The organism is Arthrobacter sp. K5 (genome assembly GCF_040448525.1).
Lineage (GTDB): Bacteria > Actinomycetota > Actinomycetes > Actinomycetales > Micrococcaceae > Arthrobacter > Arthrobacter globiformis.
In genome coordinates, this window is the sequence record NZ_CP159279.1 from 54706 (window position 1) to 79215 (window position 24510).

Below are 24510 nucleotides of genomic sequence, written 5' to 3' on the forward strand. Positions count from 1 at the left end.
GACGGCGTGTAACTGACACGACTACCTCCGACGTCGTAAAGAAAGTCCAATTGATTTAGTTGAAGGGTGTATTACCTACCCTGCGGAAACCTTGAGGGAGGCAGTGCTGGCGGTGGCCTTCTTTGGGTGGAAGCCACCCAAGGGGGGCCGCGTGGGGGCGAAGCCCATTAGGGCTCAGAGGACATCACCAGATTGTGGTCGCGCTCAGTACCGGAACGGTGCCGTGCGACCGGATCGCGGCGCTGGCGGGACGTGGACAGCACAGCCGCCGCCGCGCCAAGCGTGCCGGCCGCGATGATCCACATGGCCATGCCCGCCGGCTCGACCACCGCCAAAACCGGTTGGTCCCAAGGCTGGCCCACCGTGATCAGCCACTCCTGCCGCCGCGAGTCCGGCAGCTGGTCTGCTTGTTGGGCGAGGGCCCAGCCGTGCGCTGCATAGAGCGCAGCCACGGCACCTAAGGTCGCCAGCCTGGAGGGCAGTGACGATCCAGGGCCGCCGTGGGTGGCGCGGGCAAGGGAAGCTGTGAACAGGCAGCCGGAGAGCAACGCCAACATGGCCATTGCTTGGTACCCGAACTGGGTGCGCGACGAGTACTCCAATAAAGGCGTGTAGTACAGGGCAGCCAGCACCGCGGCCAAGCCAGCGGCCGCCATATATGGCGCCGACGATGCACTCATAACGGGACGCAGGATTAACAGGAGAGCTTCCGCACCGCCTATGGTCCCGTCCTGCCTCGGCGCAGCGCCGAGCCTGGCCAATGTCAGCGGCGCACCCGGAACCAGCAGGAGCGGAACGACGGCGACAAGAAGCATCTGGGTGGTGACGTGGGCACTGATCAGGTACTCCTGGTAAACGCGGAGTCCTCCGTTGGTGACCAGGAACAGCAGCGCGACTCCAGCCACCCAAAGACCCGCGCGGTAACCGGGCCAGTGCCCGCCACCGTTCCTGACGCGCCGCACGCCGGCTGCATACAAGAACAGAGCGCCGGCACACAGGAAGATCCACAGGGCATCCGGCTTCCAGCTGCTGAGGAGATCCACAAAACCCGGAAGACGGAGGGACACCGGGGCGGGTGCTGCCTGCGAGACCGTTGGCGGCGGGGTGCGCGCCAGCGCGGCGGCCAGCCCAGAGGCGGCTGCCATGACGGCAAGTTCGGCCACCGCCAGGACTGCGAAAGTGGTCCGTGCCCGGCCCGGGACCCACGCCAGCTTCGCAAGGATCCACTTTCGGTGCAGGGAACCGAATAGGCCCAGAACCCCCAGAGCTGCGGTCTTGGCCAAGAGGATCAGGCCGTACGGTGTGGCCAGCCCTTCAAGCGTGCCGATGCCTGTCACTCCCGCCGCCACGCCCGAGACTGCCAGGGCAAGGAAGGACAGCAGCGCCAGCGTCGAATAACGCCGGACCGCGGCCAGCAGCTCCGTTTCCAGCGTCCGCCGCAGCAGGACGAGCGCCGCCAGACCGCCGATCCAGATGGCTGCGGCGACCATGTGCATCACCACCGAAACCGTACTGTCGGCGTGGCTGGCACCTCCGGCGGCATGGGAGTTTAGAGCCAGCGGTATCAGTCCCGCGGAAGCCAGCACAGCCGTGACGGCTACAGCCCGCTGGCTCTGAACTCCGAAGCACAGGAGCGCCACGGCTGCCGTAATCACGACGGTCAAAGCATTTCTCCGCCCAGCGTCGACGTCCGTCAGGAAGCTCACAAGGATGGCGCCGGATCCTTCCGAAAACAGCGGCAGATTAGCCAGCGAGTGGAAGGTGAGGACGCTGACCGCGGCTGAGGCGGCTGTCCACAGCACAGCGGATATACCGGCAAGGACGAGTGCCTTCGAGAACGCTTTTCCTTTTGGGGGAAGGGCAAAGAGCGCCAGGACAAGAGGTCCGACAGTCCCGGCAGCCGCGACATTGAAAGCAAGCTTGGCAACAGGAAGCCCCCAGATCACCGCTGCGCCGGTCCGGTCAAGGAGTGCTGCTTCCTGGCCGGCCTCGGTTGAGTAGGCAACGAACAGTGCCAGTAGCCCGCAACCCAGGATCATGGCTGCAGCGGCCACCGGCTTCGTCCGGAAATTCTTCATGGTCCCCCCTCGGCGGATGCTGTAGGGCACAGTCTTGCCACGCCTCCTTGGATTTTTCCTGTGGGATGGTGCGCTCCCCGGACGCCCCGAAGCACGAATAAACGGGCGGGCCCGCAACTGACCGAGTAGCCCACGCTGTGAGGATGCACACGCCGGCCCGTGGACGGCCCTCGCCGTTAGTGGCTGGCACCGCCTCTCACCTAGAATTGCTAGAGATATGCGGACACCGAATGCTTCACCCCGGGTCGCGCAAGACAACCAAACACGGACAAGAGCGGCTGCACATCGCGCCAGTGGTCGGCTCACTACAGGAGGAATCCACTATGGCTGAGCACAAGGGCGGCGGTTACCGCGGCGGAAATGACCGGGGGGACTCGGGAAGCAACCGGGGACGGCAGGGGGGCCCGTTTAGGGGGACCAATAACTCCGGCGGGGATCCGCGGGGCTTCCGCTCCCGTGAGGGCGACGGCGATCGTCGCAGTTTCGGTGGCGGTGAGCGTAAGCCGTTTGGTGACCGTCCGCGCCGCGAGGGCGACGGCGATCGTCGCAGTTTCGGTGGCGGTGAGCGTAAGCCGTTTGGTGATCGTCCGCGCCGTGAGGGTGAGGGTGACCGCCGCGGTTTTGGTGGTGGCGAGCGTAAGCCGTTTGGTGATCGTGAGCGTAAGCCGTTTGGTGATCGTCCGCGCCGTGAGGGTGAGGGTGACCGCCGCGGTTTTGGTGGTGGCGAGCGTAAGCCGTTTGGTGATCGTGAGCGTAAGCCGTTTGGTGATCGTCCGCGCCGTGAGGGTGAGGGTGACCGCCGCGGTTTTGGTGGTGGCGAGCGTAAGCCGTTTGGCGATCGTGAGCGTAAGCCGTTTGGTGATCGTCCGCGCCGTGAGGGTGAGGGTGACCGCCGTAGCTTTGGCGGCGGTGAGCGTAAGCCCTTTGGTGACCGTCCCCGCCGCGAGGGCGACGGTGATCGCCGCAGCTTTGGTGGCGGAGACAACCGCAGGCCTTTCGGCGACCGGCCGGACCGTGCACCCCGCGAGGACCGTGCACCCCGCAGCTTTGACCGTGGCGACTCCGGCCCCCGCCAGTTTGGCCGCGACAGGGCTGAGGACCGCCCGGCCCGCGTTCCCAACGCCCGCGACCTCCGCAGCGCCAACCGCCCGGACCGTGAACGTTCGCCCGAAATCGATGAGGATGTCACGGGCAAGGAACTCGACCGCGCCACGCAGCACCAGATCAAAACCCTGGAATCAAACAGCGCGGAATGGGTTGCCCGCCACCTCGTCATGGCCGGACGGCTTCTCGACGACGAGCCTGAGCTCGCGTTCCAGCACGCCCTCGCTGCCAGCCGGCGCGGAGGACGCCTTGCCGCTGTCCGCGAGGCCGTGGGCCTGACCGCCTATGCCGCCGGACACTACGGCGAGGCCCTGCGCGAGTTCCGCACCTACCGCCGGATCAGCGGTTCCAACGTCCACCTGCCCGTGATGGCCGACTGCGAACGCGGCCTGGGCCGGCCCGACCGCGCCCTGGACGTCGTCCGTTCCGAGGAAGCCCAGGACCTCGACGCGCCCGGCAAGGTGGAACTGGCGATTGTCGCCTCCGGCGCCCGTGCCGACCTTGGCCAGCTGGACGCCGCCGTGGCGGAGCTGGAGATCCCTCAGCTGGACATCAACCGGGCCTTTTCCTACAGCCCGCGCCTGTTCCGCGCCTATGCCGACGCCCTGACCGCCGTCGGCCGCGAAACCGAAGCCGGAAAATGGCAGCGGCAGGCCGTCGTAGCGGAAGAAGCCCTGGGCCTGGGCATGGCCGAGGAACCGGACATCATCGACCTTGGCTGGGACGAGGAAGAGGAAGCCCGCGAAGAAGCCGAACGCCGGAAGCGGATTGCGCACGCTGCTGGCACGCCGGCGCAGGACGGAGCAGGGTCTTCCGACAGCCAGGCGGCTCCCGGCATCAGCGCCGGGGAGGAAGCTGCCGCGCAGCGGCCCTCAGCGGACGCTGCGGTAGAAAACCTGGACGACGCCGAGGCGGACTACTTCGAATCCGACGACGCCGAGTCCGACGAGGATTCCGCCGAGCCGGATGACGACGCCGAGATCGCCGAAGCCGAGCACGCCGCAGCCGGGCACACCGAACAGCAGGATGCCGACCGCCGCCAGAACGGCTCGGAGGAGTAGTCGAACATGAGTGATGCACAACTGATTTCGCGGTTCGACGCACTGCTGGCTGATCTGGACGGAGTGGTCTACAGAGGACCCCACGCGATCCCCGGCGCTGTGGAAGCCCTGCAGCGGCTGGACGGGATCGGCGTCGGCCTCGGTTACGTCACCAACAACGCCTCCCGTACCCCGGCCCAGGTCGCGGCCCACCTGCGTGAGCTCGGCGCCCCCGCAGAGGACCACCAGGTGGTGAGCTCCTCCCAAGCCGGGGCTGACCTATTGGCGTCCCTGCTGTCCCCGGGCTCCGCCGTGCTGATTACCGGCAGCCCGGCGCTGGCCCACGAGGTTGAGCTTGTTGGCCTGAAGCCGGTGCACAGCGCCGAGGAGAATCCGGTGGCAGTCGTGCAGGGCTTCAACCCCGCAATCGGCTGGAAGGATCTCGCCGAAGCGTCCTTCGTCCTGGCGGACGGCGAGGTGCTGTGGGTTGCGACGAACACTGACATGACCCTCCCGCAGACGCGGGGAACCGCGCCGGGCAACGGGTCACTCGTGGCGGTGGTGGCGGCCGCAACCGGCCGGCAGCCCCTCGTCGCCGGCAAACCGGAGGCCCCGCTGTTCCATGCCGCGGCCAAGCGCCTGTCGTCCGACCGGCCGCTGGTGGTCGGCGACCGGCTGGACACCGACATCCTGGGCGGCAACCGGGCCGGCTTCGCCACGGTGGCCGTGCTGACCGGCATCGACACCCTGGAAACCATGCTGGCGGCCCGGACCGAGGAGCGGCCCCGCTACATCATCCGGGACCTGGCCGGCCTCTACGAGGCATATCCGGACATTGATAACGACGGCGGGACCTTCCGTTGCGGGAACGCCACCGCCACCGTTGCCGGAGATGCCATCCGCATCGCCGGGCGCAGGGATGACCTCGATTCGTGGCGGGCGGCATGTGCCGCATGGTGGGCGGCCCGGCCCGACGCCGACGTCCCCACGGCTCCCGAACTCGAGTGGCTGGATCAATAGACTGGTGCCATGCCCGAGTTGAACAACGACGCGTCGGACGGCGCGGCTCCGGACCCCGAAATGCCAGGTGCCGAAATGCCAGGCGCCGTCTGGCCGGAGCTGCCCATGCCCGGCAGCGCCTCTGAAGCCGGCGTCGCTGACCCGGCGGTGCTGGCCACCCTGGACCGGGTTCGCGAGGTCCCCGGGCTCCCGGTGTCGGAGCACCCCGCCGCCTATGCAGCCATGCACGACGCCCTGCTGGAAGCCCTGAACGAGGAGCCGCAGAACGAGGCGCCGCGTGAAGAACCGCAGCAGGGTCCGGGTGCCGCCTGACCATGACCAGACTTGACCAACTGCTCGTCAGCAGGGGCCTGGCGCGGTCCCGCACGCACGCCGCCCGGCTCATCGCCGAAGGCAAGGTGTCCTCCGAAGGTGACGTCCTCGCCAAAGCGTCGCTGCAGATGGGCGACGACCGTGAACTGAGCGTCGCGGAAGACGCGACGGACGCCTACGTCAGCAGGGCCGGCCACAAACTGGCCGGCGCGCTGGACGCCTTCCCCGAGGTCGCCGTCGGCGGCAAACGGTGCCTTGACGCCGGAGCCTCCACGGGCGGCTTCACCGACGTCCTGCTGCGGCGGGGAGCCGCGCACGTGGTGGCGGTCGACGTCGGGCACGGCCAGCTGGTGCCGCAGCTCCGCAGCGATCCGCGCGTGAGCGTGCATGAAGGGCTGAACGTCCGCTACATGGATCCCGGCCAGATCGGCGGCCGGGCCGAGCTCACGGTTGCCGACCTGTCCTTCATCTCCCTGACGCTGGTGCTGGCCCCGCTGGCGGCCTGCACTGCCCCGGGCGGGGACTTGGTCCTCATGGTCAAGCCGCAGTTCGAGATCGGCAAGGAGCGGCTCGCCCGCACGGGAGTCGTCACCTCGGAGCGCGAACGGCGCCTGGCTGTCGGTAAAGTGGCGGGGGCGGCGCTCGACGCCGGCCTGGAACTGCGGGGGCTGGTCACCAGCCCGTTGCCTGGCCAGGACGGAAATGTCGAATACTTCCTGTGGATAACGCAAAGAATGTCCGAAGACTTGCCTAAGATCGAAGAGCGGGACGCAGCCGTGGCTGCGTTGTTGGGAAAGATCTGGCCGAACCACTAGAGAGCGGAACCCGATGAGCAGGCGTGTACTGGTACTTGCCCATACCGGCCGCGAGGAATCCCTAAAGGCGGCCTGGGAGGCCTGCGCCCAGCTCCACGCCTCCGGCATCATCCCCGTCATGCAGAAGTCCGAACTGGGCGACATGGAGGGCTTCTTCGGCGCCATGGACCAGCCGGTCGAAATCCTCCATGACCATATCCAGCTTCCCGACGTCGAACTGGTCATGGTGCTGGGCGGGGACGGGACCATCCTGCGGGCGGCAGAACTGGTCCGCGAAGTGGACGTGCCGCTGCTGGGCGTGAACCTCGGCCATGTCGGCTTCCTCGCCGAGAGCGAGCGTGCGGACCTCGCCCAGACAGTCGAATGGATCGCCAGCCGTGAATACACGGTGGAGGAGCGCATGACCATCGATGTCCAGGTCTGGGTCCGCGGCCAAAAGATCTGGCACACCTGGGCCCTGAACGAGGCCGCCATCGAAAAAGGTGACCGGGAGCGCATGCTCGAACTGGTCACCGAGGTGGACGAGCGCCCGCTGACCTCCTTCGGCTGCGACGGCGTGGTGCTGGCCACGCCCACCGGATCCACCGCCTACGCGTTCTCGGCCGGCGGCCCCGTCGTATGGCCCGAGGTGGAAGCACTTCTTATTGTTCCCATCAGCGCGCACGCCCTCTTCGCCAAGCCGCTGGTGGTTTCGCCCCGGTCCCGGCTGGCCGTCGAAGTGCTCAACCGCACGGACGCCCTGGGCGTGCTGTGGTGTGATGGCAGGCGCTCCGTGGACCTGCCTCCCGGCGCCCGCGTGGAGGTCACCAGGTCCACCACCCCCGTTCGCCTCGCCCGCACGCACCAGACACCGTTTTCTGCGCGGCTGGTCCGCAAGTTCGAACTTCCCATCCATGGCTGGCGCGGCCCCGTGCCCCAGTCCGAGCAGGTCCATACCGGTCCCGTGCCGATCGTGCGCACACCCCGGACCATGGCGCCGCCCTCGGGCCTCCGGCCGTACGAACCCGGTTCAGAATCCGATCCTCCGACTGAAAAGTGAACCATGCTTGAAGAACTGAGAATCCGCGATCTCGGCGTCATCACCGACGCCACGCTGCCGCTGGGCCCTGGGCTCAGCGTGGTGACGGGCGAGACCGGTGCAGGCAAGACCATGGTGGTCACCGCCGTCGGGCTGCTGCTGGGAGCCCGGTCGGACGCCGGCGCCGTGCGCAGCGGCGCCAAGAGCGCCTCTGCCGAAGCGGTGGTGCAGTTGCGGTCCGGCCACTTCGCCCTGGAACGCGCCAGGGATGCCGGTGCTGAGATCGAGGAGTTCGACGGCGGCGCTGAACTGCTGCTGTCACGGCGCCTGGGTGCCGACGGACGCAGCCGGGCCTTCCTCGGCGGCCGGGCCGCCCCGGTGGGAGTGTTGGCCGAAATCGGCGAGTCGCTCGTGGTCGTGCACGGGCAGACGGACCAGATCCGGCTTAAGGGAGCAGCCGCACAGCGCGAGGCCCTCGACAAGTTCGCGGGGGACGGGCTGGCCTCGATGCTCGGCGGATTCCAGGACCTCTACAGCTCCTGGAAGTCCAGCCAGGCCGAGTTGGACACACTCCGAAGCGCGGAGCGGGAGCGGCTCCGCGAGGCCGAGTCCCTGGAAGCCGCGCTGGCGGAGATCGACGCCGTGGACCCGCAGCCGGGGGAGGACGAGGCCCTGAAAGCCGAGGCCGTGAAGCTGGCCAATGTCGAGGAACTCCGGATCGCGGCCACCACCGCCCACCAGGCCCTCATCGCCGAGGACTTCGGCGAGGCCGGCGACGCCACGTCGCTCGTTGATGCGGCCAAGCGGACCCTGGAACACGTGGCCGAGCACGACGAGGAACTCGGCTCAGCAGCCGCCCGCCTCGCCGAAGTCGGGTTCCTGCTCAACGACATCGCCACCGAGCTGGCCAGCTACCAGGCCGGGCTGGACTCGGAGGGGCCGGAGCGCCTGGCCGAAATCGAAGAACGCCGGGCGTCCCTGGCCAAGCTGGTCCGGAAGTACGCGCCGAGCATCGACGAGGTCCTCGAGTGGGCCGAGAACTCCCGCGCGCGCTTCGACGAACTGCAGGGCGACTCCACCCGGATCGAAAACCTGGAAGCCGAGGTGGCCAGGGCCGGCACGGAGCTGAAGAAGCAGGCCGCGGCCATCAGCAAGGTCCGCGCCAAGGCCGCGAAGGACCTCTCCGCCCGGGTCAGCGCGGAGCTGAAGGCTCTCGCCATGGCCGACGCCACGCTGGTGATCACCATCGACGCCGCAACCCAGCTGGGACCCCACGGCGCGGACGAGATCTCCTTCCTGCTCCAGCCGCACTCGGGCGCCCCCGCCCGGCCGCTGGGCAAGGGCGCGTCCGGTGGTGAGCTCTCCAGGGTCATGCTGGCCATCGAGGTGGTGCTGGCGGCCGTGGACCCCGTGCCCACGTTTGTCTTCGACGAGGTGGACGCCGGCGTGGGCGGCCGCGCCGCAGTAGAGATCGGCCGGCGGCTGGCCATGCTGGCCCGCCACGTCCAGGTCCTGGTGGTTACGCACCTGCCGCAGGTGGCAGCGTTTGCCGACCAGCACATCCGTGTGACCAAGACCTCGGTGCGCGGCGCCGACGGCTCCACCGCCAAGGGCTTCACCTCCAGCGACGTCCAACTCCTGGACGAGGCCGAACGCGTCAGGGAACTTGCCCGGATGCTGGCAGGGCAGGAGGACTCCGAAACCGCCCAGGCGCACGCCCAGGAGCTTCTGGACGACGCCAAGCTCCTGCCACAGCAAGCCTGATCCGCTGATGGCAGCCCTTGCCGGGAGCGCACGGACAGGGAAAACTGAAGCCTTTGGGGACGCATACCCGATCCGTGGAAGGCTCAATTGATGATAGGCTCGAATTCCGTGGTGCAGCGATCAAATTCCCGTGTAAATTCCCGGTTCCCGGGCTCGTCCAAGACGACCAAACACATCTTCGTCACCGGCGGTGTGGCGTCCTCGCTAGGCAAGGGACTGACGGCCTCCAGCCTCGGCCACCTGCTGCGGGCACGCGGCTTGTCAGTAACTATGCAGAAGCTCGATCCCTATCTGAACGTGGATCCGGGCACGATGAACCCCTTCCAGCACGGCGAGGTCTTCGTCACAGACGACGGTGCTGAAACCGACCTCGACATCGGACACTACGAGCGCTTCCTCGACGAAAACCTCGAAGGTTCGGCCAACGTGACCACCGGCCAGGTTTACTCCACGGTCATCGCCAAGGAACGCCGCGGCGAATACCTCGGTGACACCGTCCAGGTCATCCCGCACATCACCGATGAGATCAAGCGCCGGATGCGGCTTCCCTCCGAGGGCAAGAACGCGCCGGACGTCATCATCACGGAGATCGGCGGCACCGTCGGCGACATCGAGTCGCAGCCCTTCCTCGAGTCCGCCCGCCAGGTCCGCCAGGACATCGGCCGGACCAACGTCTTCTTCCTCCACGTTTCGCTGGTCCCGTACATCGGTCCTTCGCAGGAACTGAAGACCAAGCCCACGCAGCACTCCGTGGCCGCTCTCCGCTCCATCGGCATCCAGCCGGAGGCCATCGTGATCCGTTCGGACCGCGAAGTCCCCGACGCCATGCGTGAGAAGATCGGCCGCATGTGCGACGTCGACATCGACGCCGTGGTCAACGCCGCCGACGCTCCGAGCATCTACGACATCCCCAAGACCCTGCACACCCAGGGCCTGGATTCGTACATCGTCCGGGCGCTGGACCTGCCGTTCAAGGATGTGGACTGGACCAGCTGGGACAAGCTCCTCGAAGCTGTCCACAACCCCAAGCATGAGGTTGAGGTTGCCCTGGTGGGCAAGTACATCGACCTGCCGGACGCCTACCTCTCCGTCACCGAGGCCCTGCGCGCCGGCGGCTTCGCCAACGACGCCAAGGTCAAGATCCGCTGGGTGCCGTCCGACGAATGCGAAACCCACGAGGGCGCAGTGCGGTCCCTGGAGGGCGTGGACGCCATCTGCGTTCCGGGTGGCTTCGGCATCCGCGGCCTGGAAGGCAAGCTGGGCGCCCTGAAGTTTGCGCGCGAATCGCGGCTGCCCGTACTGGGCCTGTGCCTGGGACTGCAGTGCATGGTCATCGAGTACGCCCGCAACGTCGTCGGCCTGGAGGGTGCGTCCTCCAGTGAGTTCGAGCCGGACTCCAAGTACCCGGTCATCGCCACGATGGAGGAGCAGCTCGAATTCGTCGAGGGCCGCGGCGACCTCGGCGGCACCATGCGCCTTGGCCTGTACGAGGCCAAGCTGGACGAGGGCTCGGTCATCGCCGAGACCTACGGCAAGACCACCGTCAGCGAACGCCACCGCCACCGGTACGAGGTGAACAACAAGTACCGCGAGCAGATTGCTGCCGAGGGCCTGGTGTTCTCCGGCACGTCGCCGGACGGCAAGCTGGTGGAATACGTGGAGCTGCCCCGTGAGGTCCACCCGTATTACGTGGCCACTCAGGCGCACCCGGAACTGAGCTCACGGCCCACCCGGCCGCACCCGCTCTTTGCCGGCCTGGTGAAAGCCGCCCTGGACCATCAGAGGGGCGGCGACGGAACCGGTTTCGAGCCCGCCGCTGCCGGCTCCGGCGAAGCCACCGCAGAGTAATTTCACAGCACCCATAGAGTAAGGACGGCGCGATGCCCGGTAAGTCTGAAAACACCCCTGCTGGCCGGCAGGTTTCGGATGCGCCGAGCCCGCGCCGTCTGCTCTCCCGGGAGCGGGTTTACAACGGCCGGATCTGGGACGTTGTCAGCGACAGCTTCAAGCTCACCTCCGAGGGCGACCCCATTGTCCGGGACTACATCGAGCACCCGGGTGCCGTCGCTGTGCTCCCCATGAACGACGACGGCGAGGTGCTGCTGATCAAGCAGTACCGCCACCCGGTGGGCATGGACCTGTGGGAGATTCCCGCGGGTCTGCTCGACGTCGAGGGTGAGGACTTCGTGGTGGGCGCCGGGCGGGAGCTCGCCGAGGAAGCGGACCTGATCGCCAGCGACTGGAACGTCCTGGTGGACTTCTTCAATTCACCCGGATCCTCCAGCGAGGCGATCCGCATCTACCTGGCCCGCGGCCTCACCGAGGTCCCGCACCACGAATTGCACGTCCGCACGGACGAAGAAGCGGAAATCGAACTGCATTGGATCCCGCTGGAGGATGCCGTTGCGGCGGTGCTGGAGGGCCACCTGCACAACCCGTCCGCCGTCGTCGGAATTCTTGCTGCTGCAGCCGCGAAAGCGGACGGCTTCAGGGGACTGCGGCCGGGCGACGCCCCCTGGCCGGCGCACCCCAGCCAGCGCTGATGTCCGCGGACACGGCGGCACCGGAGGAATCTCCGGACACGGCGGCACCCCACCTGGCAGATGGCGCGAAAACGGCGCCGCCGGAACGGCCCCGCACCGCGATTGACCGCGGCGTGACCGACTACCTCCAGCACATGGGCGTCGAACGGGGCCTCGCAGCAAACACACTCTCCGCGTACCGCCGCGACCTCGCCCGCTATTCTGCCTACCTGGCCGGGCAGGGCCTCAGCAGCCCGGCTGACATCACCCGCCACCACGTGACGGGTTTTGCCCAAGCGCTCTCCGACGGCGCCGACGGCGGCACCCCGCTGGGGGTGCGGTCCGCGGCGCGGACCGTGGTGGCCGTACGGGGGCTGCACCGCTTTTGGGCGCTGGAAGGGACGACGACGGCGGACCCCGCCAGCGATGTCCACCCGCCAATGCCCGGCAAACGGCTGCCCAAGGCCATCACAGTTGAGGAAGTCACCAGAATCCTGGAAGCCGCCGGTACTGACACCGCGACGGGCCTCCGGGACCGGGCGCTGCTCGAATTCCTGTACTCCACCGGTGCCCGGATCAGTGAAGCCGTAGGCCTGGACGTCGACGATCTCTCGGTGCAGGCGGCCGAATCCGGCCCCGCCATCGTTCGGCTGTTTGGAAAGGGCTCCAAGGAACGCCTCGTGCCGCTTGGCTCCTTCGCGGCCCGGGCCCTCGATGCGTACCTGGTGCGGGGCCGCCCCCTGCTCGCGGGGAAGGGCAAGGGCACCCCTGCGCTGTTCCTCAACGCCAGGGGCGGGCGCATCAGCCGGCAGAGCGCCTGGACCATCCTGAAGGCGGCGGCGGACAAGGCGAACATCACCAAGGATGTCTCCCCGCACACGCTCCGGCACTCTTTCGCCACCCACCTGCTCGAAGGCGGAGCGGATGTCCGCGTGGTCCAGGAACTGCTCGGGCATGCCTCGGTGACCACCACGCAGGTGTACACACTCGTCACCGCCGACACGCTGCGGGAAGTCTACGCTGCTGCGCATCCCCGGGCACTGGGATAATCCCGGCCGAGGGACAGACATGCGGAAAGCGCAGGCAGCGCTAGGCTGGTCTGCATGACTTCCGTGCCTGTCACCCTCTGCTTCCTGCTACGGGAGCGCCCGGAGTCAGGGCCTGAGGTGCTCCTGGGCCTGAAGAGGACAGGCTTCGGAACGGGCAAGATCGTCGGACTGGGCGGGCACGTGGAGGCCGGCGAAACCGACGCCCAGGCGGCATGCCGGGAGGTACTGGAGGAGGCCGGCGTCGTCGTCCTTGAGCAAGACCTGTTCGACGCGGGAAAAGTGGAGTTCGTCTTTCCCGCAAGCCCTGACTGGAACATGTCCACCCGCCTGTTCACGTCCCGCCGGTGGGCCGGTGAACCTGTCGAGAGCCCTGAGATCATCCCGGAGTGGTTCCTCATTTCCGCCCTTCCACTGGAGCGCATGTGGCAGGATGCGGAGCACTGGCTGCCGCTGGCGCTGGCCGGGAACGTCGTCGATGCCGTCATCACCCTGAATGAGGACAACGAGACCGTGGCGGCCGCCGAATATTCCTTCCGTGCCGTGTAACCGCCCGTTCCCTGCCGGAAACTAAACGTTTAGCCTGCCTGGTCAGGGACACTACTTCTTACGTTTGGGGGAGACGTGGATTCGGAACGCGAACTGGCGTTCATCGCCGTTCACAGGGACAGCTATCCGCGGGTTTACAGATACGTGCGCCGGCGGGTGGAATCGCCCGAGCTCGCCGAAGAGCTCGCAGCGGACGTGTTCCGCGTGGTCTGGCAAAAATGGCACGACCAGCCGCACGCGGACATCGCGTGGCTGCTGACAGTCGCACGGAACCTGATCGGCAACGCCTACCGGAGCCGAGACCGGTTCGTGGCCCTGCAGGCAAAACTCCGGGCGTCCGCCGAGCTCCGCTCCGGTGCGGAGTCCGAGGACCTGCTAGTTCACGATGCCATGGCCGCGCTGCGCGACAGTGAGCGCGACATCCTGCAATTGGCCTACTGGGACGAGCTGAGCGTGGCGGAGATCGCCGGAGTTCTGCAGTGCAGCGAAGCTGCTGCCAAGGTCCGCCTGCACCGTGCCCGGGCCGCGTTCCGCAAGCAAATGCCGGTGACCCCGGGAGCGAGCAAACAGAACTCCGTCACACAGAAGATGGGTGCATGAGATGGATCCGATCAAAAGCCTGATTTCCGGGTCAGACCCGCTCCGCAACGATCCTGCCGAGATGCCCGACGCCGATGCGGCCCTTCGGCGGGTAACCTCCGGGGCCCCGATGTTCACGGACAGCCTGCCGGCCAACGTTCTGCGGTTCCGGGACCGGAAACGGCGGCAGGCGCGCGTTGCCGGTGTGCTGACCTTGGCTGCGGCGACGGTGACCGCCGGTGTGCTGGTGGCAACGAACTTTGGCGCCCTGATATCCGCCCCGGCTCCTGCCGGCCCCGTCGCACCAACCTCGTCGGAAACGACGGCGGCAGCATCAGCGAAGCCGACGGCAACACTAAAGCCGACGGCGGCACGGACGGTCGCACCAGCTGCTACTGCGACTGCTGCGCCGACACCGGCGCCCGTTACCTGGACCACCTTCACGGACGCCACCGGCCAGGCCACCTTTGAACACCCGGTGGGGTGGACTGTGTCCCAGATGCCGCAAACCATCGACGGCGGTTCCTACAACATTGTCGAAGTGAAGACTGCCGCCGGAAAGACCGTGTCCACCCTGGGCTTGGTCTACGACGTCACGGGTGGCCCGGTGTGCCCGGCCCCGAAGCCGTACCAGACCCTCGACTCCGTGGTTGTCGACATTCCGCAGAAAGCCGCCAAGCTCAAGGAACACCCTCAGGGTCCCTCCGCTTTTGTCTTCCGTGTGATCCAGGGAGACAAGGTCTATGGTTCCCTCGCCCTGGCTGACGGAGATTTAGCTCCGCAGCCCACGACGTGTGGTTTATACAACGGCATCCTGGGCCCGGACAATGTCCCGTTCGCGCATTTTGGCGATACTGTCTGGCTCACGTCCGACGGTCAGGGCGCTCCGCTCACGTTCGACTCGGTTGTCGAGGCCAAAGCCTACATGGCGACGCAAGAATACCGGGACATCAAGCGCATGCTGATCTCCCTGGCACTAAAGCCGGCCAAAACGGCCACCAGCCCGCGCTTCGTCAGCGAGGACGGGAAAGCCAGCTTCGTTCTCCCGCAGGGCTGGACCGCGAAGGACGTCCCGGTTGGAACGCCGGACTACCCGGGCTCGGGAATCACGGTGTCCGACGAAGCGGGCAAGACCGTGGCGAATTTCCAGCACGCCGCCGCCGGTGGCCTCGGGGGTGCGTGCCCGAACGAGAAGTACACCATGACCGAATTGGATACAGGTTTGTCGTCCATCACGGCAGACTGGGCTGTCCAGCGGGGAGTCCGTTTCTCCTACCGCGTCCTGGACCGTACCCCTGCAGGCCAAGGAGTCACCTACCAGGTGGGGCTGGTAGACAAGGACAGCAGCCCTGTGCAGGACACTTGCCAGATTATTGCGGTGGTTACTGGCACTCCCCGAGGAATCCTGTCCTTCACGGGCGCTGGTGCCGGAAGCAGTGCCACCGAGCCGACGTTCGCCGGCATGGCCGAGGCCAGGGCCTATCTGGAGACTCCCGAGTATAAGAAGCTGAAGGGCATGATCCAAAGCCTGCAGATCAGCTCCTGACTCTGCAAAGGACGCTCATATAAACGACGCCGGGCCGGCCACCCCAGAGAGGTGACCGGCCCGGCGTCGTACGTTGCAGGCGACCGATTACGGCACGTGCCGTTCGTCCGGACCGTTGTAAGCACTCAGCGGGCGGATGAGTGAGTTCGCGTTCAGTTGCTCCATGAAGTGGGCTGTCCAGCCAGTGATCCGGCTGGCGACGAACAGCGGCGTGAACATGTTCGTGTCGAAGCCCATGAGGTGGTACGTGGGGCCGGCAGGGTAGTCGAGGTTTGGCTTGATGCCCTTGGCCTCGTCCATGGCCGATTCGAGACCGTTGTACAGGCCCAGCAGTTCGGGCCGGCCGTAGTGGGCGATCATCTTGTCGAGGGCTGCCTTCATGGTGGGCACGCGGGAGTCACCGTGCTTGTAGACCCGGTGGCCGAAGCCCATGACCTTCTTCTTCTGGGCCAGGGCGTTCTCCATCCATGCCTTGGCGCGGTCGGCGGCTTCCTCGAGCGACTCCTCGGGCCGAATTCCGATCTCGTCGAAGGTGTGCATGACGGCTTCGTTGGCTCCGCCGTGCAGCGGCCCTTTGAGTGCACCGATGGCGCCGGTCACCGCCGAATGGAGGTCCGACAGCGTGGACATAATGACGCGCCCGGCGAAGGTGGAGGCGTTGAAGGAGTGCTCCGCGTAGAGAATCATGGAGACGTTGAAGGCCTCCACCACCTCGGCAACGGCCTCCTCGCCGAACGTCATCCACAGGAAGTTGGCCGAGTAGCCGAGGTCATCCCTGGGCTCCACGGGGTCCTGCCCGCGCCGGCGCCGCTGGTCGTAGGCCACCACGGCCGGCATTGCGGCAAACAGGTCCAGGGCCTTGGCCATGTTGGCCTCACGGGAGGAATCCTCCGCGAGTTCGTGGCGCGCGCCCATCACCGACGCTGCGGTGCGGCAGACGTCCATGGGGTGCGCAGTCGTCGGGAGGGCATCAATCACCTGTTTGACCACGGGATCCAGCGGCCGTCCGGCGCGCTCGCGGGCCGTAAAATCAGCCAGCTCGCCGGAGGACGGCAGCTCGCCGTTCCATAGGAGGTAAGCGACCTCTTCGAAGCTGCGCGTGGCGGCGAGCTCCTGGACGGGATAACCGCGGTACAGCAGTGAGTTCGTGTCGGGATTGACCTTTGAGACCGCGGTGTAGTCCACCACCACGCCGTCGAGGCCTTTCTTGATCTCTTCTTCAGCCATGCTGAACTCCTTCGTTCCTTGCGTCCGAATACCGGCCGGACCGGCCGGTGGTCCTGCGGGGGGATTGGCGTCAGTCGGTTCCGGGGATCCGGAAGTTGAAGACGCCGGTATCAAAGCGGTTGTAGGCCTCATAATCCACCAGGTCGTACAGCCGCGCGCGCGTCAGCATGCTCCCTACCTGTGCCTCCTGCGTTCCGTCGGCCTTAATTGAGTCCAGCGTACGCTCAGCGGCCCCCATGGCACTACGGAGCAGGGTCACCGGATAAATCACCATGTTTACGCCAACGGCCTGCAGCTGGTCCACGGTGAAGAGGTCGCTCTTGCCGAACTCGGTCATGTTGGCCAGGATCGGCACGTTCACGGCGTCCCGGATGGCCTGGAATTCCTCCAGATCTTTCATGGCCTCGGGGAAGATGGCGTCGGCGCCGGCCTCGACCAGGGCCTTTGCCCGGTCCTTCGCCGCGTCCAGCCCTTCCACTGCGCGGATGTCGGTGCGGGCCATGATCAGGAAGTTCGGGTCCCGCCGCGCGTCCGCCGCGGCCCGGATGCGCTTGGTGGCGGTGTCCAGGTCAACGACGTTTTTGCCGTCCAGGTGGCCGCAGCGCTTGGGGTTGAACTGGTCCTCGATGTGGCAGCCGGCGAGCCCGGCGTTTTCCAGTTCCTGGACGCTGCGGGCCACGTTCATGGGTTCGCCGAAGCCGGTGTCCGCGTCCACGATGCAGGGCAGGTCGGTCATCCGGGCGATCTGCCCTGCCCTGGTTGCGACTTCGGTGAGCGTGGTGAGGCCGATGTCCGGCAGGCCAAGGTCATTGGCCAGGACAGCCCCGGAGATGTAGACCCCGGCGAAGCCCTTCTCCTCGATCAGCCGGGCGGAGAGCGGGTTGAACGCCCCGGGAAACTGCTGGATGGTCCCGGAGGCCAGCAGTTCTCGGAGCTTCAGGCGTTTCTGCTCTGGCGTCGTTTTGGCGTAGAGCATCTAAAACAGCCCCTTGGGCGCGGCGCTGAAATCGATGACGCCGGGGGCCGCCGCGATATTGAGCTGGTCCAGCTCGCCCGCTGCAAGTTCCGGGAGGCGTTCGACGGCGGAGAGGAACCTTTCGATTTCATCCTCCGTCACCAGCCCGGAAGCCAGCGTGCGGAACTTGTTGACGTACTGCTCGCGGGTGAACGGGCGGGCGCCCAACGGGTGGGCGTCGGCCACGGCGATCTGGTCCCGGATGACGGTGCCGTCGGTGAGGGTGATCTCCACGGAGCCGCCGAAGGCCTTCTCGGAGATGTCCAGGGAGTGGTAGCGGCGGGTCCACTCCGGGTCCTCCACGGTGGACACCTTCTGCCACAGCTCCACCGTGTCCGGACGGGCGGCGCGTTCGGGGGAGTAGGAGTCCACATGGTGCCAGGCCCCGTCCTGCAGCGCCACGGTGAAGATGTACGGAATGGAGTGGTCCAGGGTTTCCCGGCTCGCGGTGGGGCTGTACTTCTGGGGGTCGTTGGCGCCGGAGCCGATCACGTAGTGGGTGTGGTGGCTCGTCTTGATCAGGACGGACTTTACGTTCGCCGGATCGGTGGCTTCGGGGTGTTCCCGGTTCAGTTTGCGGGCGAGGTCGATCCAGGCCTGGGCCTGGTATTCGGCGGAGTGTTCCTTGGTGTAGGTGTCCAGGATGGCGCGCTTGGCCTCACCCGGTGTGGGGAGCGGAACCTCGTAGGAGGCGTCCGGGCCGTCCAGCATCCAGGCGATGACGCCGTCCTCGCCCTCATATATGGGAACCGGGGAGGTCTGTCCGCGCATGGACCTGTCCACCGCCTCGATCGCCATCTTGCCGGCGAAGGCCGGGGCGTGCGCCTTCCACGTGGAGATCTCGCCCTTGCGGGACTGGCGGGTGGCGGTGGTGGTGTGCAGGGCCTGGCCGACGGACTGGAAGATCGTTTCGACGTCGAGGCCAAGGAGGGTACCAATGCCGGCGGCCGCGGAGGGGCCGAGGTGGGCGACGTGGTCGATCTTGTGCTTGTGCAGGCAGATCGCCTTCACCAGGTTCACCTGAATCTCATACCCGGTGGCGATGCCGCGGATCAGGTCCTGGCCGCTGGAGCCCACGTGCTGGGCGACGGCCAGGATCGGCGGGATGTTGTCGCCCGGGTGCGAGTAGTCCGCGGCGAGGAACGTGTCGTGGTAATCCAGTTCGCGGACGGCCACGCCGTTGGCCCAGGCAGCCCACTCGGGGGAAACCCGCTCACCGATGCCGAAGACCTTGGCCCCCTTGCCGCCGCTGGACGGGCCGTGGGTGAGGGCCTGCGCCCGGGCCGCGACGATGGGGGCGCGGTTCAGCGAGGCGACGGCCACCGAGGCGTTATCGATGATCCTGTTGATGACCATGTCCGTGACGTCGTCGGAAACGGCCACCGGATCGGCTGCCACCACGGCAATCTTGTGGGCGAGCTGTTGTTCGCGCGGGAGGTTTTCCTCGCTCTTGTATACGCGGACGTGGTGTTCCTTAACCATGGGGCTCCTTCTGGGCGGATGCGTGGACGGCTTTGACGTGGGAAAGACTGCGGTGCAGGTGGACGGTGGTGGCTGCCTCGGCCAGCCGGGGGTTGCCGGCCGCTATCGCCTCGGCGATTGCAGCATGCTCTGCCGCGGCCGCCGTGAGCCGGGCCTGGTCGTCAGCGGCCAGCCTGCGGACACGGACCAGGTGGACGCGCAGGCTTCGCATGGCCTGGGCCAGGTACGAGTTGGAAATGGCAGCATCGATGGCAGTATCCAGGCGGCCAACGAGCTCGTAGTAGTCGTGCCGGTTCGGGTCCGGGGAGTTGAGCAGGGCGGGCGCGCCCAGCAGCTCTTCCTGCAGGGCGCGGAAGACGGCGGCATCGCCGCGCAGCGCCGCCAGGGCTGCAGCTTTCCCTTCAAGGGTTTCGCGCAGCTCAAACAGTTCGTCGATGTCGTCCAGCGAGATGTCGGTGACGACGACGCCGCGGCCTCCCGCCGTCGTCAGCCCCTCCGCCGTGAGCCGGCTCAGTGCCTCGCGGAGCGGCGTCCGGGAGATTCCCAGCCTGGCGGACTGCTCCACTTCGGCGAGTACCGTGCCGGGGAGGAGGCGCCATTCGATGATGTCATCGCGCAGTGCCGCGTAGGCCCTGTCACTCGCGCGCATGCCGCCTCCCTTCATCAGCTGTTGATCCCTGAGTGTATACATCCAAGTGGATTTTGCCTAGCATCTTTGCATGGAACATGGATCTGACCGCCGCCTTTGTATACAGCTGACACTGGCTTGCTTGGATGGTGAGGCACGCTGCAGCATGGATCTGTCGTCACGGTCCTTGTCTCGTGGCGGCATGACGAGTGGCGCCGGGGTAGGACAAAACGGCATGGAAGGGCACCGGTGGCACTCGCTGCAACCAGGACGAGACACTGAGGCGCAGGTTTGCCTTGGGCGGCGCTGTTTCGGCCGCTAGCCAGCGCGGGCGGGCTTTGAACGTCCTGCCTCCCATGGCGTGTGTCTCGTTGGGTAGGCATTAATGTCAGTGCCCCCTGACATGCTGTGCGTATGGATGGCAAGGCTGCTGTGGAGACGATGGAGGGCATTGAGTCCGACGTCGCTGGGTTGGCTGTTGTTGTCCGTCGGGTCGCCGGGACCGGGGCAAGTTCTGGGGGTTTGGCTGGCGCTGATCCACAGGCCGGTGCTGGTTCACTTACCGGTTCTCGTGCGGGGTTGGGCGCGGATCCTTTGCAGGATCAGGCGGATGCATGGCTGCACGTACTGGCCGAGGCAACAAGGTTGGAGGCCCGGGTGGCCGCGCTGAAAGCGCACGCCGCGGCCGGCTTCGCCGGTACTGTCGCGGCCGTGGCGCCGCCTGACGCGTCCGCACCGGAACAGGCCGCCACGCAGATGTCTGTGACGGCGCAGGTGGCCTGTGCGCTGACCGTGAGTGAAGGGTCGGCGGCGCGGTTCCTGGCTGACTCCGCCACGCTGAGCAGGGACCTGCCCTTGACGCTGGCCGCACTCGGGGCGGGGACCCTGTCCTGGCAGCATGCCCGGGTAATGTGCGATGAAACGGACGGGCTGGACCGGGCCGCTGCAGCGGCGTTTGAGGCGCATTTCCCGGACCCGGACGCTCCCAACGCGGCGCGGGCTTGCCCGGCCGAGGAGCTGACAGCGTCCAGGTTCCGGGCCAAGGCACGTGCCTGGCGGGAACGGCACCACCCGGTGAGCATCGAGGCCCGCTACACCAAACAGTGCGACGGACCGCCGGCTGGAGTATGTGCCGGATCGGGACGGCATGGCCTGGCTCTCGGCGTATCTGCCCGCGGATCAGGCTGCCGGGATCTGGGATCGCGCCACCGCCGCCGCCCGCGCCCTGCAGGGCCCGACCGATTCCCGGACCCTGACCCAACTGCGCGCGGACGTGGCCGCCGCGTGGCTGCTCACCGCAGGACGCCCAGTTAACGCCGCGGTTGACGGCCCGCCCCCGAAAGCCGTGCCCGCAGGCACTGCGCCGGCAGGTTTGGTGCCGGCAGCTTCAGCGCCAGTCGGTGATGCGCCGGTCGGCGGTGTGCCGTCTCCACGGGCGCAGGTCCTGGTCACCGTTCCGGTGTTCTCACTGCTGGGACAGACGGAGGAACCGGCGGTGCTGGACGGGTACGGGCCGATCCCACCGTCTATGGCCCGCCGGCTCGTCGCCGACGGCGCGGCGTCATTCCTGAGAGTGCTCACGGACCCGCGGGACGGGGCTCCGCTGGAGATCGGACGCACCAGCTACCGGCTCACCACGCCAATGCGCCAATGGCTGCGGCTTCGCGACGCGCGGTGCACCTTCCCGGCCTGCAACAACCACTCCCTCGACAACGACGCCGACCACATCCTCGCCTGGGCCGACGGCGGAACCACAGGCATCAGCAACCTCGGCCAACCCTGCCCCAAGCACCACAGACTCAAACACCAAACAACCTGGAAGCCTGTCGGAGCTACGCGGGACGCGCCGCCGGGCTGGGTCTCCCCGTCAGGCCGGTCCTACCGCAGCGAACAGCAGGACTGGGAACCACCAACCTGGCCCGAATCGCTGCGCAACCGAGGATGGCAGGAGCCGCCCCACTGGCCCGAACCGCCGGATGAGCCAGGCGAGCCTGATGACATCGACGTGTTCGGCGACGTTGACGATGTCGAGGGCCCGGGGGTCCTCGACAGACTCCGACCACCACAGCCTGAGGATCCCTGGCCCACTGGTCCTCACCCGCGGCCGCTTAAGGCGTCTCCCATGGCAGTTCCTGCTCAGCGGCATGCCTGAAGGCGCGTCCCGCCCAAGGGGTCTGGATGATCAAGGGCGGGCAGGATTGCAGGGTGCCCATTTACAGGGTTCCCAGTAAGTCAGGCGCGGGACCAGCGGTATTCATTCTCGGGACGGCCTGGAGCCCCGTACCGCGCCGTCCGGGACACCGTCCCGGCGTCGGCCAGGTACTCGAGATACCGCCGCGCGGTCACCCTCGACATGCCCAGGGCAGTCATGACTTCGGTGGCGGAGACGGCACCGGGCTGTTCCTTGATAAAGTCGCGGACGGCGTCGAGCGTTGAAGGGGCCAGACCCTTCGGCAGCGGAAGCTCGGACGGCGCACGCAGGCTGGCGAAGGCCTGGTCCACATCGCTCTGCGACGCCGCCGCCTTCGCCGACCCCGCCTCCGGCCCCGCCAGCTGTTCACGGAACTGCCGGTAGCTCTCCAGCTTGTCCGCGAACGTCGCGTAGGTGAACGGTTTGATGAGGTACTGCACGACGCCGATGGAGACGGCGCTGCGCACAATCGCCAGTTCCCGGACAGCTGTGATGGCAATGATGTCGGCGAAGTGCCCGGCGGAGCGCATCCGCCGGGCGATATCGAGACCATGCAGGTCCGGCAGGTTCATGTCCAGCAGAACCAGCTCCACCGGGCTGCTGGCGGCGGAAAACTCAGTGAGCATCCGGAGCGCCGACTGGCCATCCGGAGCCGTTCCTGCCAGCGTGAAGCCGTCCACCCGGCCCACGTAGGCGGCATGTGCCGCAGCCGCGACGGGCTCGTCCTCGACGACGAGGACTCGGATGTCTGTCACGTGTGCTCCTCCGGGAGGCTCGATGTAGGCGTGCCTGACGGCAATGTGCTTGGCGGTAATGTGCCTGACGGCAACGAGCCGGGCGGAAAGGTGTCTGGGGGCAATGTGCCGGTAGCGGCGCTGGCCGGGAGCGCGATGTGGAAGCGCGCCCCGCCAGTGATGGAGTTGCTTATGGTCATGGTACCGGCCAGACGCTGGACGGCCTGTTTGACCAGCGCAAGGCCAAGGCCCCGCCCGAACGGCCCGGCGGTCTTGGTGCTGAAACCGTAGCGGAACACGTCGTCCACAGCTGATGGGTCAATGCCTTTGCCGGAGTCCTGCACCGCTATCTCCAGGTCGCCGCGGGACGTGTCCACCAGCAGCTCCACCCGTCTGGGTGCGGGGGCGTCGGCGGCGGCGTCGATGGCATTATCCAGCAGATTGCCGACCACCGTGACGAGGTCCTGGACGGCCAGCTCTCCGCTGAGGGCCGGCCCGGACGCCTCGACCACGAACTCCACGCCGCGCTCGTGGGCCTCGGCCGCCTTGCCCATGACGAGGGCGCTCAGCACCGGCTCCTGGACCGAACCGATCACGTCGTCCGCCAGTTGCTGGCTCAGCTCCAGGTCCTTCGTGGCAAAGTCCAGGGCCTCGTCCGTCCTGCCCAGCTCCAGCAGGGAGACCATCGTGTGAAGCCGGTTTGCATGCTCGTGGGTCTGGGCGCGGAGGGCATCGGAAAGTGTCCGCATGCTCTCCAGCTCGGTGCCCAGGGATTCGATCTCCGTGCGGTCGCGGATGGTGGCAACGGTTCCGAACACGGGGCCGCGCCGGCGTTCGGCGGAGGATCCCGGCCCCACTGCAGGGCGCTGGTTTACCACCAGGACGCCGTCATGGGTGAGGTGGATTTCGTCGTGGGCCGTGCGACCCGATTCAAAAAGCTCCTTCAGGCTGGGCGCCAGGGGCAGGTCGGCGAGCTGCGGTGTGGCCGCGTGGTCGTCCTCGGCTTCCCGCGGTTCCAGGCCCAGCAGTTCGGCCGCCTGGTCGTTGTAGATCACCACCCTTCCGGCCGGATCGATCAGGACAACACCTTCCCGGACTGAGTGGAGCACGGATTCGTAGTAGGCGAAGAGCTGGGCCAGCTGCTCGGGTCCCCACCCCCTGGTCACGCGCCGCAGGTAGCGGCCAAGAAACCAGGACGCGAGCGATCCGCCTGCCAGCAGGAACCCGGACACCGCCAGCAGCGCCGGCAGCCTGCCGGACACAGCCACGTCCACCGTGTTAACGGTCACGCCGGCCGCCACAAGCGCGCGGACCCCACCGCGGGCGTCCTTCACCGGAGCGATCGTCCGCACCGACGGCCCGAGCGTTCCGGCGGTGATCTCGGTGAACACGCGGCCCTCGAGGGCCTCCTGGATCGAACCGATGTACGGGCGGCCCAGCTCCTCGTCCAAAGGGTGCGTCCACCGCGTCCGGTCCGGCGCCATGATGGTGATGAAGTCGGCCCCGGAGTCGGCCATGACCCTCAGCGCGTAGGGCTGGAGCTGCGCCGTCGGGTTCCCGGTAGCGGCGGCCTGCAGAACAAGCGGGTTATCGGCGATGGACGTCGCCAAAGCCCCCATCCGGCGGCCGGCTTCCTCGTAGGCATGGTCCCGGGCGTCAACGAAGACGGCCGTCCCGACGATGGCCGTCAGGGCCAGCATGAACAGCAGGTTCGCCACGAACAGCCGCCTCGCAATGCTCCAGCGGTGGATCATCAACACCTCCCATGACCAATATGAACGCAACGGTGAGCCAAGTCACTCCGTGGCGAATGATGGAAATCACAAAGGACCGACGCGCG

Annotated in this window: 20 protein-coding genes and 1 pseudogene; 13 read left to right on the forward strand and 8 right to left on the reverse strand. The window is 67.1% G+C overall.

Annotation, left to right across the window (positions count from 1 at the left end; genetic code table 11):
- Positions 1 to 167 precede the first annotated feature (167 nt).
- A complete protein-coding gene (locus tag ABRP34_RS00245; protein WP_353711826.1) occupies positions 168 to 2078 on the reverse strand; it encodes a cytochrome c oxidase assembly protein in 1911 nt (636 codons plus the stop codon).
- Positions 2079 to 2383: 305 nt separating this feature from the next.
- Entirely contained in the window at positions 2384 to 3298 is a 915-nt protein-coding gene (locus ABRP34_RS00250) for a hypothetical protein (RefSeq protein WP_353711808.1), read from the reverse strand.
- A gap of 54 nt (positions 3299 to 3352) precedes the next feature.
- Between ABRP34_RS00250 and ABRP34_RS00255 the strand changes: the two genes are divergently transcribed.
- The 12 genes from ABRP34_RS00255 (at position 3353) to ABRP34_RS00310 (ending at position 15393) form a co-directional block, all read left to right on the forward strand.
- On the forward strand, positions 3353 to 4243 hold the full coding sequence (locus tag ABRP34_RS00255) for a hypothetical protein (RefSeq protein WP_353711827.1): 891 nt from the start codon (positions 3353 to 3355) through the stop codon (positions 4241 to 4243).
- Between the two features lie 6 nt (positions 4244 to 4249).
- Positions 4250 to 5242, forward strand: a complete 993-nt coding sequence (locus ABRP34_RS00260) for an HAD-IIA family hydrolase (protein ID WP_353711828.1) — start codon at positions 4250 to 4252, stop codon at positions 5240 to 5242.
- Positions 5243 to 5251: 9 nt separating this feature from the next.
- Complete coding sequence (locus ABRP34_RS00265) at positions 5252 to 5554, forward strand: hypothetical protein (RefSeq protein ID WP_353711811.1); 303 nt, start codon at positions 5252 to 5254, stop codon at positions 5552 to 5554.
- 2 nt (positions 5555 to 5556) lie between these two features.
- On the forward strand, positions 5557 to 6369 hold the full coding sequence (locus ABRP34_RS00270; protein ID WP_353711812.1) for a TlyA family RNA methyltransferase: 813 nt from the start codon (positions 5557 to 5559) through the stop codon (positions 6367 to 6369).
- A 13-nt stretch (positions 6370 to 6382) separates the two neighbouring features.
- On the forward strand, positions 6383 to 7408 hold the full coding sequence (locus tag ABRP34_RS00275; RefSeq protein WP_003801861.1) for an NAD kinase: 1026 nt from the start codon (positions 6383 to 6385) through the stop codon (positions 7406 to 7408).
- Positions 7409 to 7411: 3 nt separating this feature from the next.
- Positions 7412 to 9151 (forward strand): DNA repair protein RecN, encoded by a 1740-nt coding sequence (recN, locus tag ABRP34_RS00280; protein WP_353711829.1) that lies wholly within the window; start codon positions 7412 to 7414, stop codon positions 9149 to 9151.
- A 90-nt stretch (positions 9152 to 9241) separates the two neighbouring features.
- Positions 9242 to 10999, forward strand: coding sequence for a CTP synthase (locus tag ABRP34_RS00285; protein WP_003801857.1), 1758 nt, complete (start codon positions 9242 to 9244; stop codon positions 10997 to 10999).
- A 32-nt stretch (positions 11000 to 11031) separates the two neighbouring features.
- On the forward strand, positions 11032 to 11694 hold the full coding sequence (locus ABRP34_RS00290; protein ID WP_003801855.1) for an NUDIX hydrolase: 663 nt from the start codon (positions 11032 to 11034) through the stop codon (positions 11692 to 11694).
- A gap of 134 nt (positions 11695 to 11828) precedes the next feature.
- Positions 11829 to 12722, forward strand: a complete 894-nt coding sequence (gene xerD / locus ABRP34_RS00295; protein WP_245531512.1) for a site-specific tyrosine recombinase XerD — start codon at positions 11829 to 11831, stop codon at positions 12720 to 12722.
- A gap of 54 nt (positions 12723 to 12776) precedes the next feature.
- Entirely contained in the window at positions 12777 to 13268 is a 492-nt protein-coding gene (locus tag ABRP34_RS00300) for an 8-oxo-dGTP diphosphatase (RefSeq protein WP_353711830.1), read from the forward strand.
- 75 nt (positions 13269 to 13343) lie between these two features.
- Positions 13344 to 13868, forward strand: coding sequence for a sigma-70 family RNA polymerase sigma factor (locus ABRP34_RS00305; RefSeq protein ID WP_353711831.1), 525 nt, complete (start codon positions 13344 to 13346; stop codon positions 13866 to 13868).
- Position 13869: 1 nt separating this feature from the next.
- Positions 13870 to 15393: a hypothetical protein gene (locus tag ABRP34_RS00310; protein ID WP_353711832.1), complete on the forward strand. Its 1524-nt coding sequence runs from the start codon at positions 13870 to 13872 to the stop codon at positions 15391 to 15393.
- Positions 15394 to 15480: 87 nt separating this feature from the next.
- Here ABRP34_RS00310 and ABRP34_RS00315 read toward each other — a convergent pair whose 3' ends face one another.
- From ABRP34_RS00315 to ABRP34_RS00330, 4 genes are all read right to left on the reverse strand, one after another.
- A complete protein-coding gene (locus tag ABRP34_RS00315) occupies positions 15481 to 16620 on the reverse strand; it encodes a bifunctional 2-methylcitrate synthase/citrate synthase (protein WP_353711833.1) in 1140 nt (379 codons plus the stop codon).
- 70 nt (positions 16621 to 16690) lie between these two features.
- Positions 16691 to 17596 (reverse strand): methylisocitrate lyase, encoded by a 906-nt coding sequence (gene prpB, locus ABRP34_RS00320; protein ID WP_353711834.1) that lies wholly within the window; start codon positions 17594 to 17596, stop codon positions 16691 to 16693.
- Positions 17597 to 19117 (reverse strand): MmgE/PrpD family protein, encoded by a 1521-nt coding sequence (locus ABRP34_RS00325; RefSeq protein WP_353711835.1) that lies wholly within the window; start codon positions 19115 to 19117, stop codon positions 17597 to 17599. It lies immediately after the preceding gene.
- Complete coding sequence (locus tag ABRP34_RS00330; RefSeq protein WP_003801839.1) at positions 19110 to 19766, reverse strand: GntR family transcriptional regulator; 657 nt, start codon at positions 19764 to 19766, stop codon at positions 19110 to 19112. The genes ABRP34_RS00325 and ABRP34_RS00330 overlap by 8 nt, the downstream gene beginning before the upstream one ends.
- A 393-nt stretch (positions 19767 to 20159) precedes the next feature.
- On the opposite strand from ABRP34_RS00330, the pseudogene ABRP34_RS00335 reads away from it, so the two are divergent.
- Positions 20160 to 21897 (forward strand): annotated as a pseudogene (locus tag ABRP34_RS00335) (DUF222 domain-containing protein).
- Between the two features lie 80 nt (positions 21898 to 21977).
- On the opposite strand, the gene ABRP34_RS00340 reads toward ABRP34_RS00335, so the two are convergent.
- Both ABRP34_RS00340 and ABRP34_RS00345 read right to left on the reverse strand, forming a co-directional pair.
- On the reverse strand, positions 21978 to 22691 hold the full coding sequence (locus tag ABRP34_RS00340; RefSeq protein ID WP_003801835.1) for a response regulator: 714 nt from the start codon (positions 22689 to 22691) through the stop codon (positions 21978 to 21980).
- Entirely contained in the window at positions 22688 to 24424 is a 1737-nt protein-coding gene (locus ABRP34_RS00345; protein ID WP_353711836.1) for a sensor histidine kinase, read from the reverse strand. The genes ABRP34_RS00340 and ABRP34_RS00345 overlap by 4 nt, the downstream gene beginning before the upstream one ends.
- Positions 24425 to 24510: the final 86 nt, after the last annotated feature.

Excerpts from the sequence above, each read along its gene's own strand:
- ABRP34_RS00245 (WP_353711826.1), bottom strand. The coding sequence starts at position 2,078 with ATGAAGAATTTCCGGACGAAGCCGGTGGCCGCTGCAGCCATGATCCTG.
- ABRP34_RS00255 (WP_353711827.1), top strand. The coding sequence starts at position 3,353 with ATGGCCGGACGGCTTCTCGACGACGAGCCTGAGCTCGCGTTCCAGCAC.
- ABRP34_RS00260 (WP_353711828.1), top strand. The coding sequence starts at position 4,250 with ATGAGTGATGCACAACTGATTTCGCGGTTCGACGCACTGCTGGCTGAT.
- ABRP34_RS00265 (WP_353711811.1), top strand. The coding sequence starts at position 5,252 with ATGCCCGAGTTGAACAACGACGCGTCGGACGGCGCGGCTCCGGACCCC.
- ABRP34_RS00270 (WP_353711812.1), top strand. The coding sequence starts at position 5,557 with ATGACCAGACTTGACCAACTGCTCGTCAGCAGGGGCCTGGCGCGGTCC.
- ABRP34_RS00275 (WP_003801861.1), top strand. The coding sequence starts at position 6,383 with ATGAGCAGGCGTGTACTGGTACTTGCCCATACCGGCCGCGAGGAATCC.
- recN (WP_353711829.1), top strand. The coding sequence starts at position 7,412 with ATGCTTGAAGAACTGAGAATCCGCGATCTCGGCGTCATCACCGACGCC.
- ABRP34_RS00285 (WP_003801857.1), top strand. The coding sequence starts at position 9,242 with ATGATAGGCTCGAATTCCGTGGTGCAGCGATCAAATTCCCGTGTAAAT.
- ABRP34_RS00290 (WP_003801855.1), top strand. The coding sequence starts at position 11,032 with ATGCCCGGTAAGTCTGAAAACACCCCTGCTGGCCGGCAGGTTTCGGAT.
- xerD (WP_245531512.1), top strand. The coding sequence starts at position 11,829 with ATGGGCGTCGAACGGGGCCTCGCAGCAAACACACTCTCCGCGTACCGC.
- ABRP34_RS00300 (WP_353711830.1), top strand. The coding sequence starts at position 12,777 with ATGACTTCCGTGCCTGTCACCCTCTGCTTCCTGCTACGGGAGCGCCCG.
- ABRP34_RS00310 (WP_353711832.1), top strand. The coding sequence starts at position 13,870 with ATGGATCCGATCAAAAGCCTGATTTCCGGGTCAGACCCGCTCCGCAAC.
- ABRP34_RS00315 (WP_353711833.1), bottom strand. The coding sequence starts at position 16,620 with ATGGCTGAAGAAGAGATCAAGAAAGGCCTCGACGGCGTGGTGGTGGAC.
- prpB (WP_353711834.1), bottom strand. The coding sequence starts at position 17,596 with ATGCTCTACGCCAAAACGACGCCAGAGCAGAAACGCCTGAAGCTCCGA.
- ABRP34_RS00325 (WP_353711835.1), bottom strand. The coding sequence starts at position 19,117 with ATGGTTAAGGAACACCACGTCCGCGTATACAAGAGCGAGGAAAACCTC.
- ABRP34_RS00330 (WP_003801839.1), bottom strand. The coding sequence starts at position 19,766 with ATGCGCGCGAGTGACAGGGCCTACGCGGCACTGCGCGATGACATCATC.
- ABRP34_RS00345 (WP_353711836.1), bottom strand. The coding sequence starts at position 24,424 with ATGATCCACCGCTGGAGCATTGCGAGGCGGCTGTTCGTGGCGAACCTG.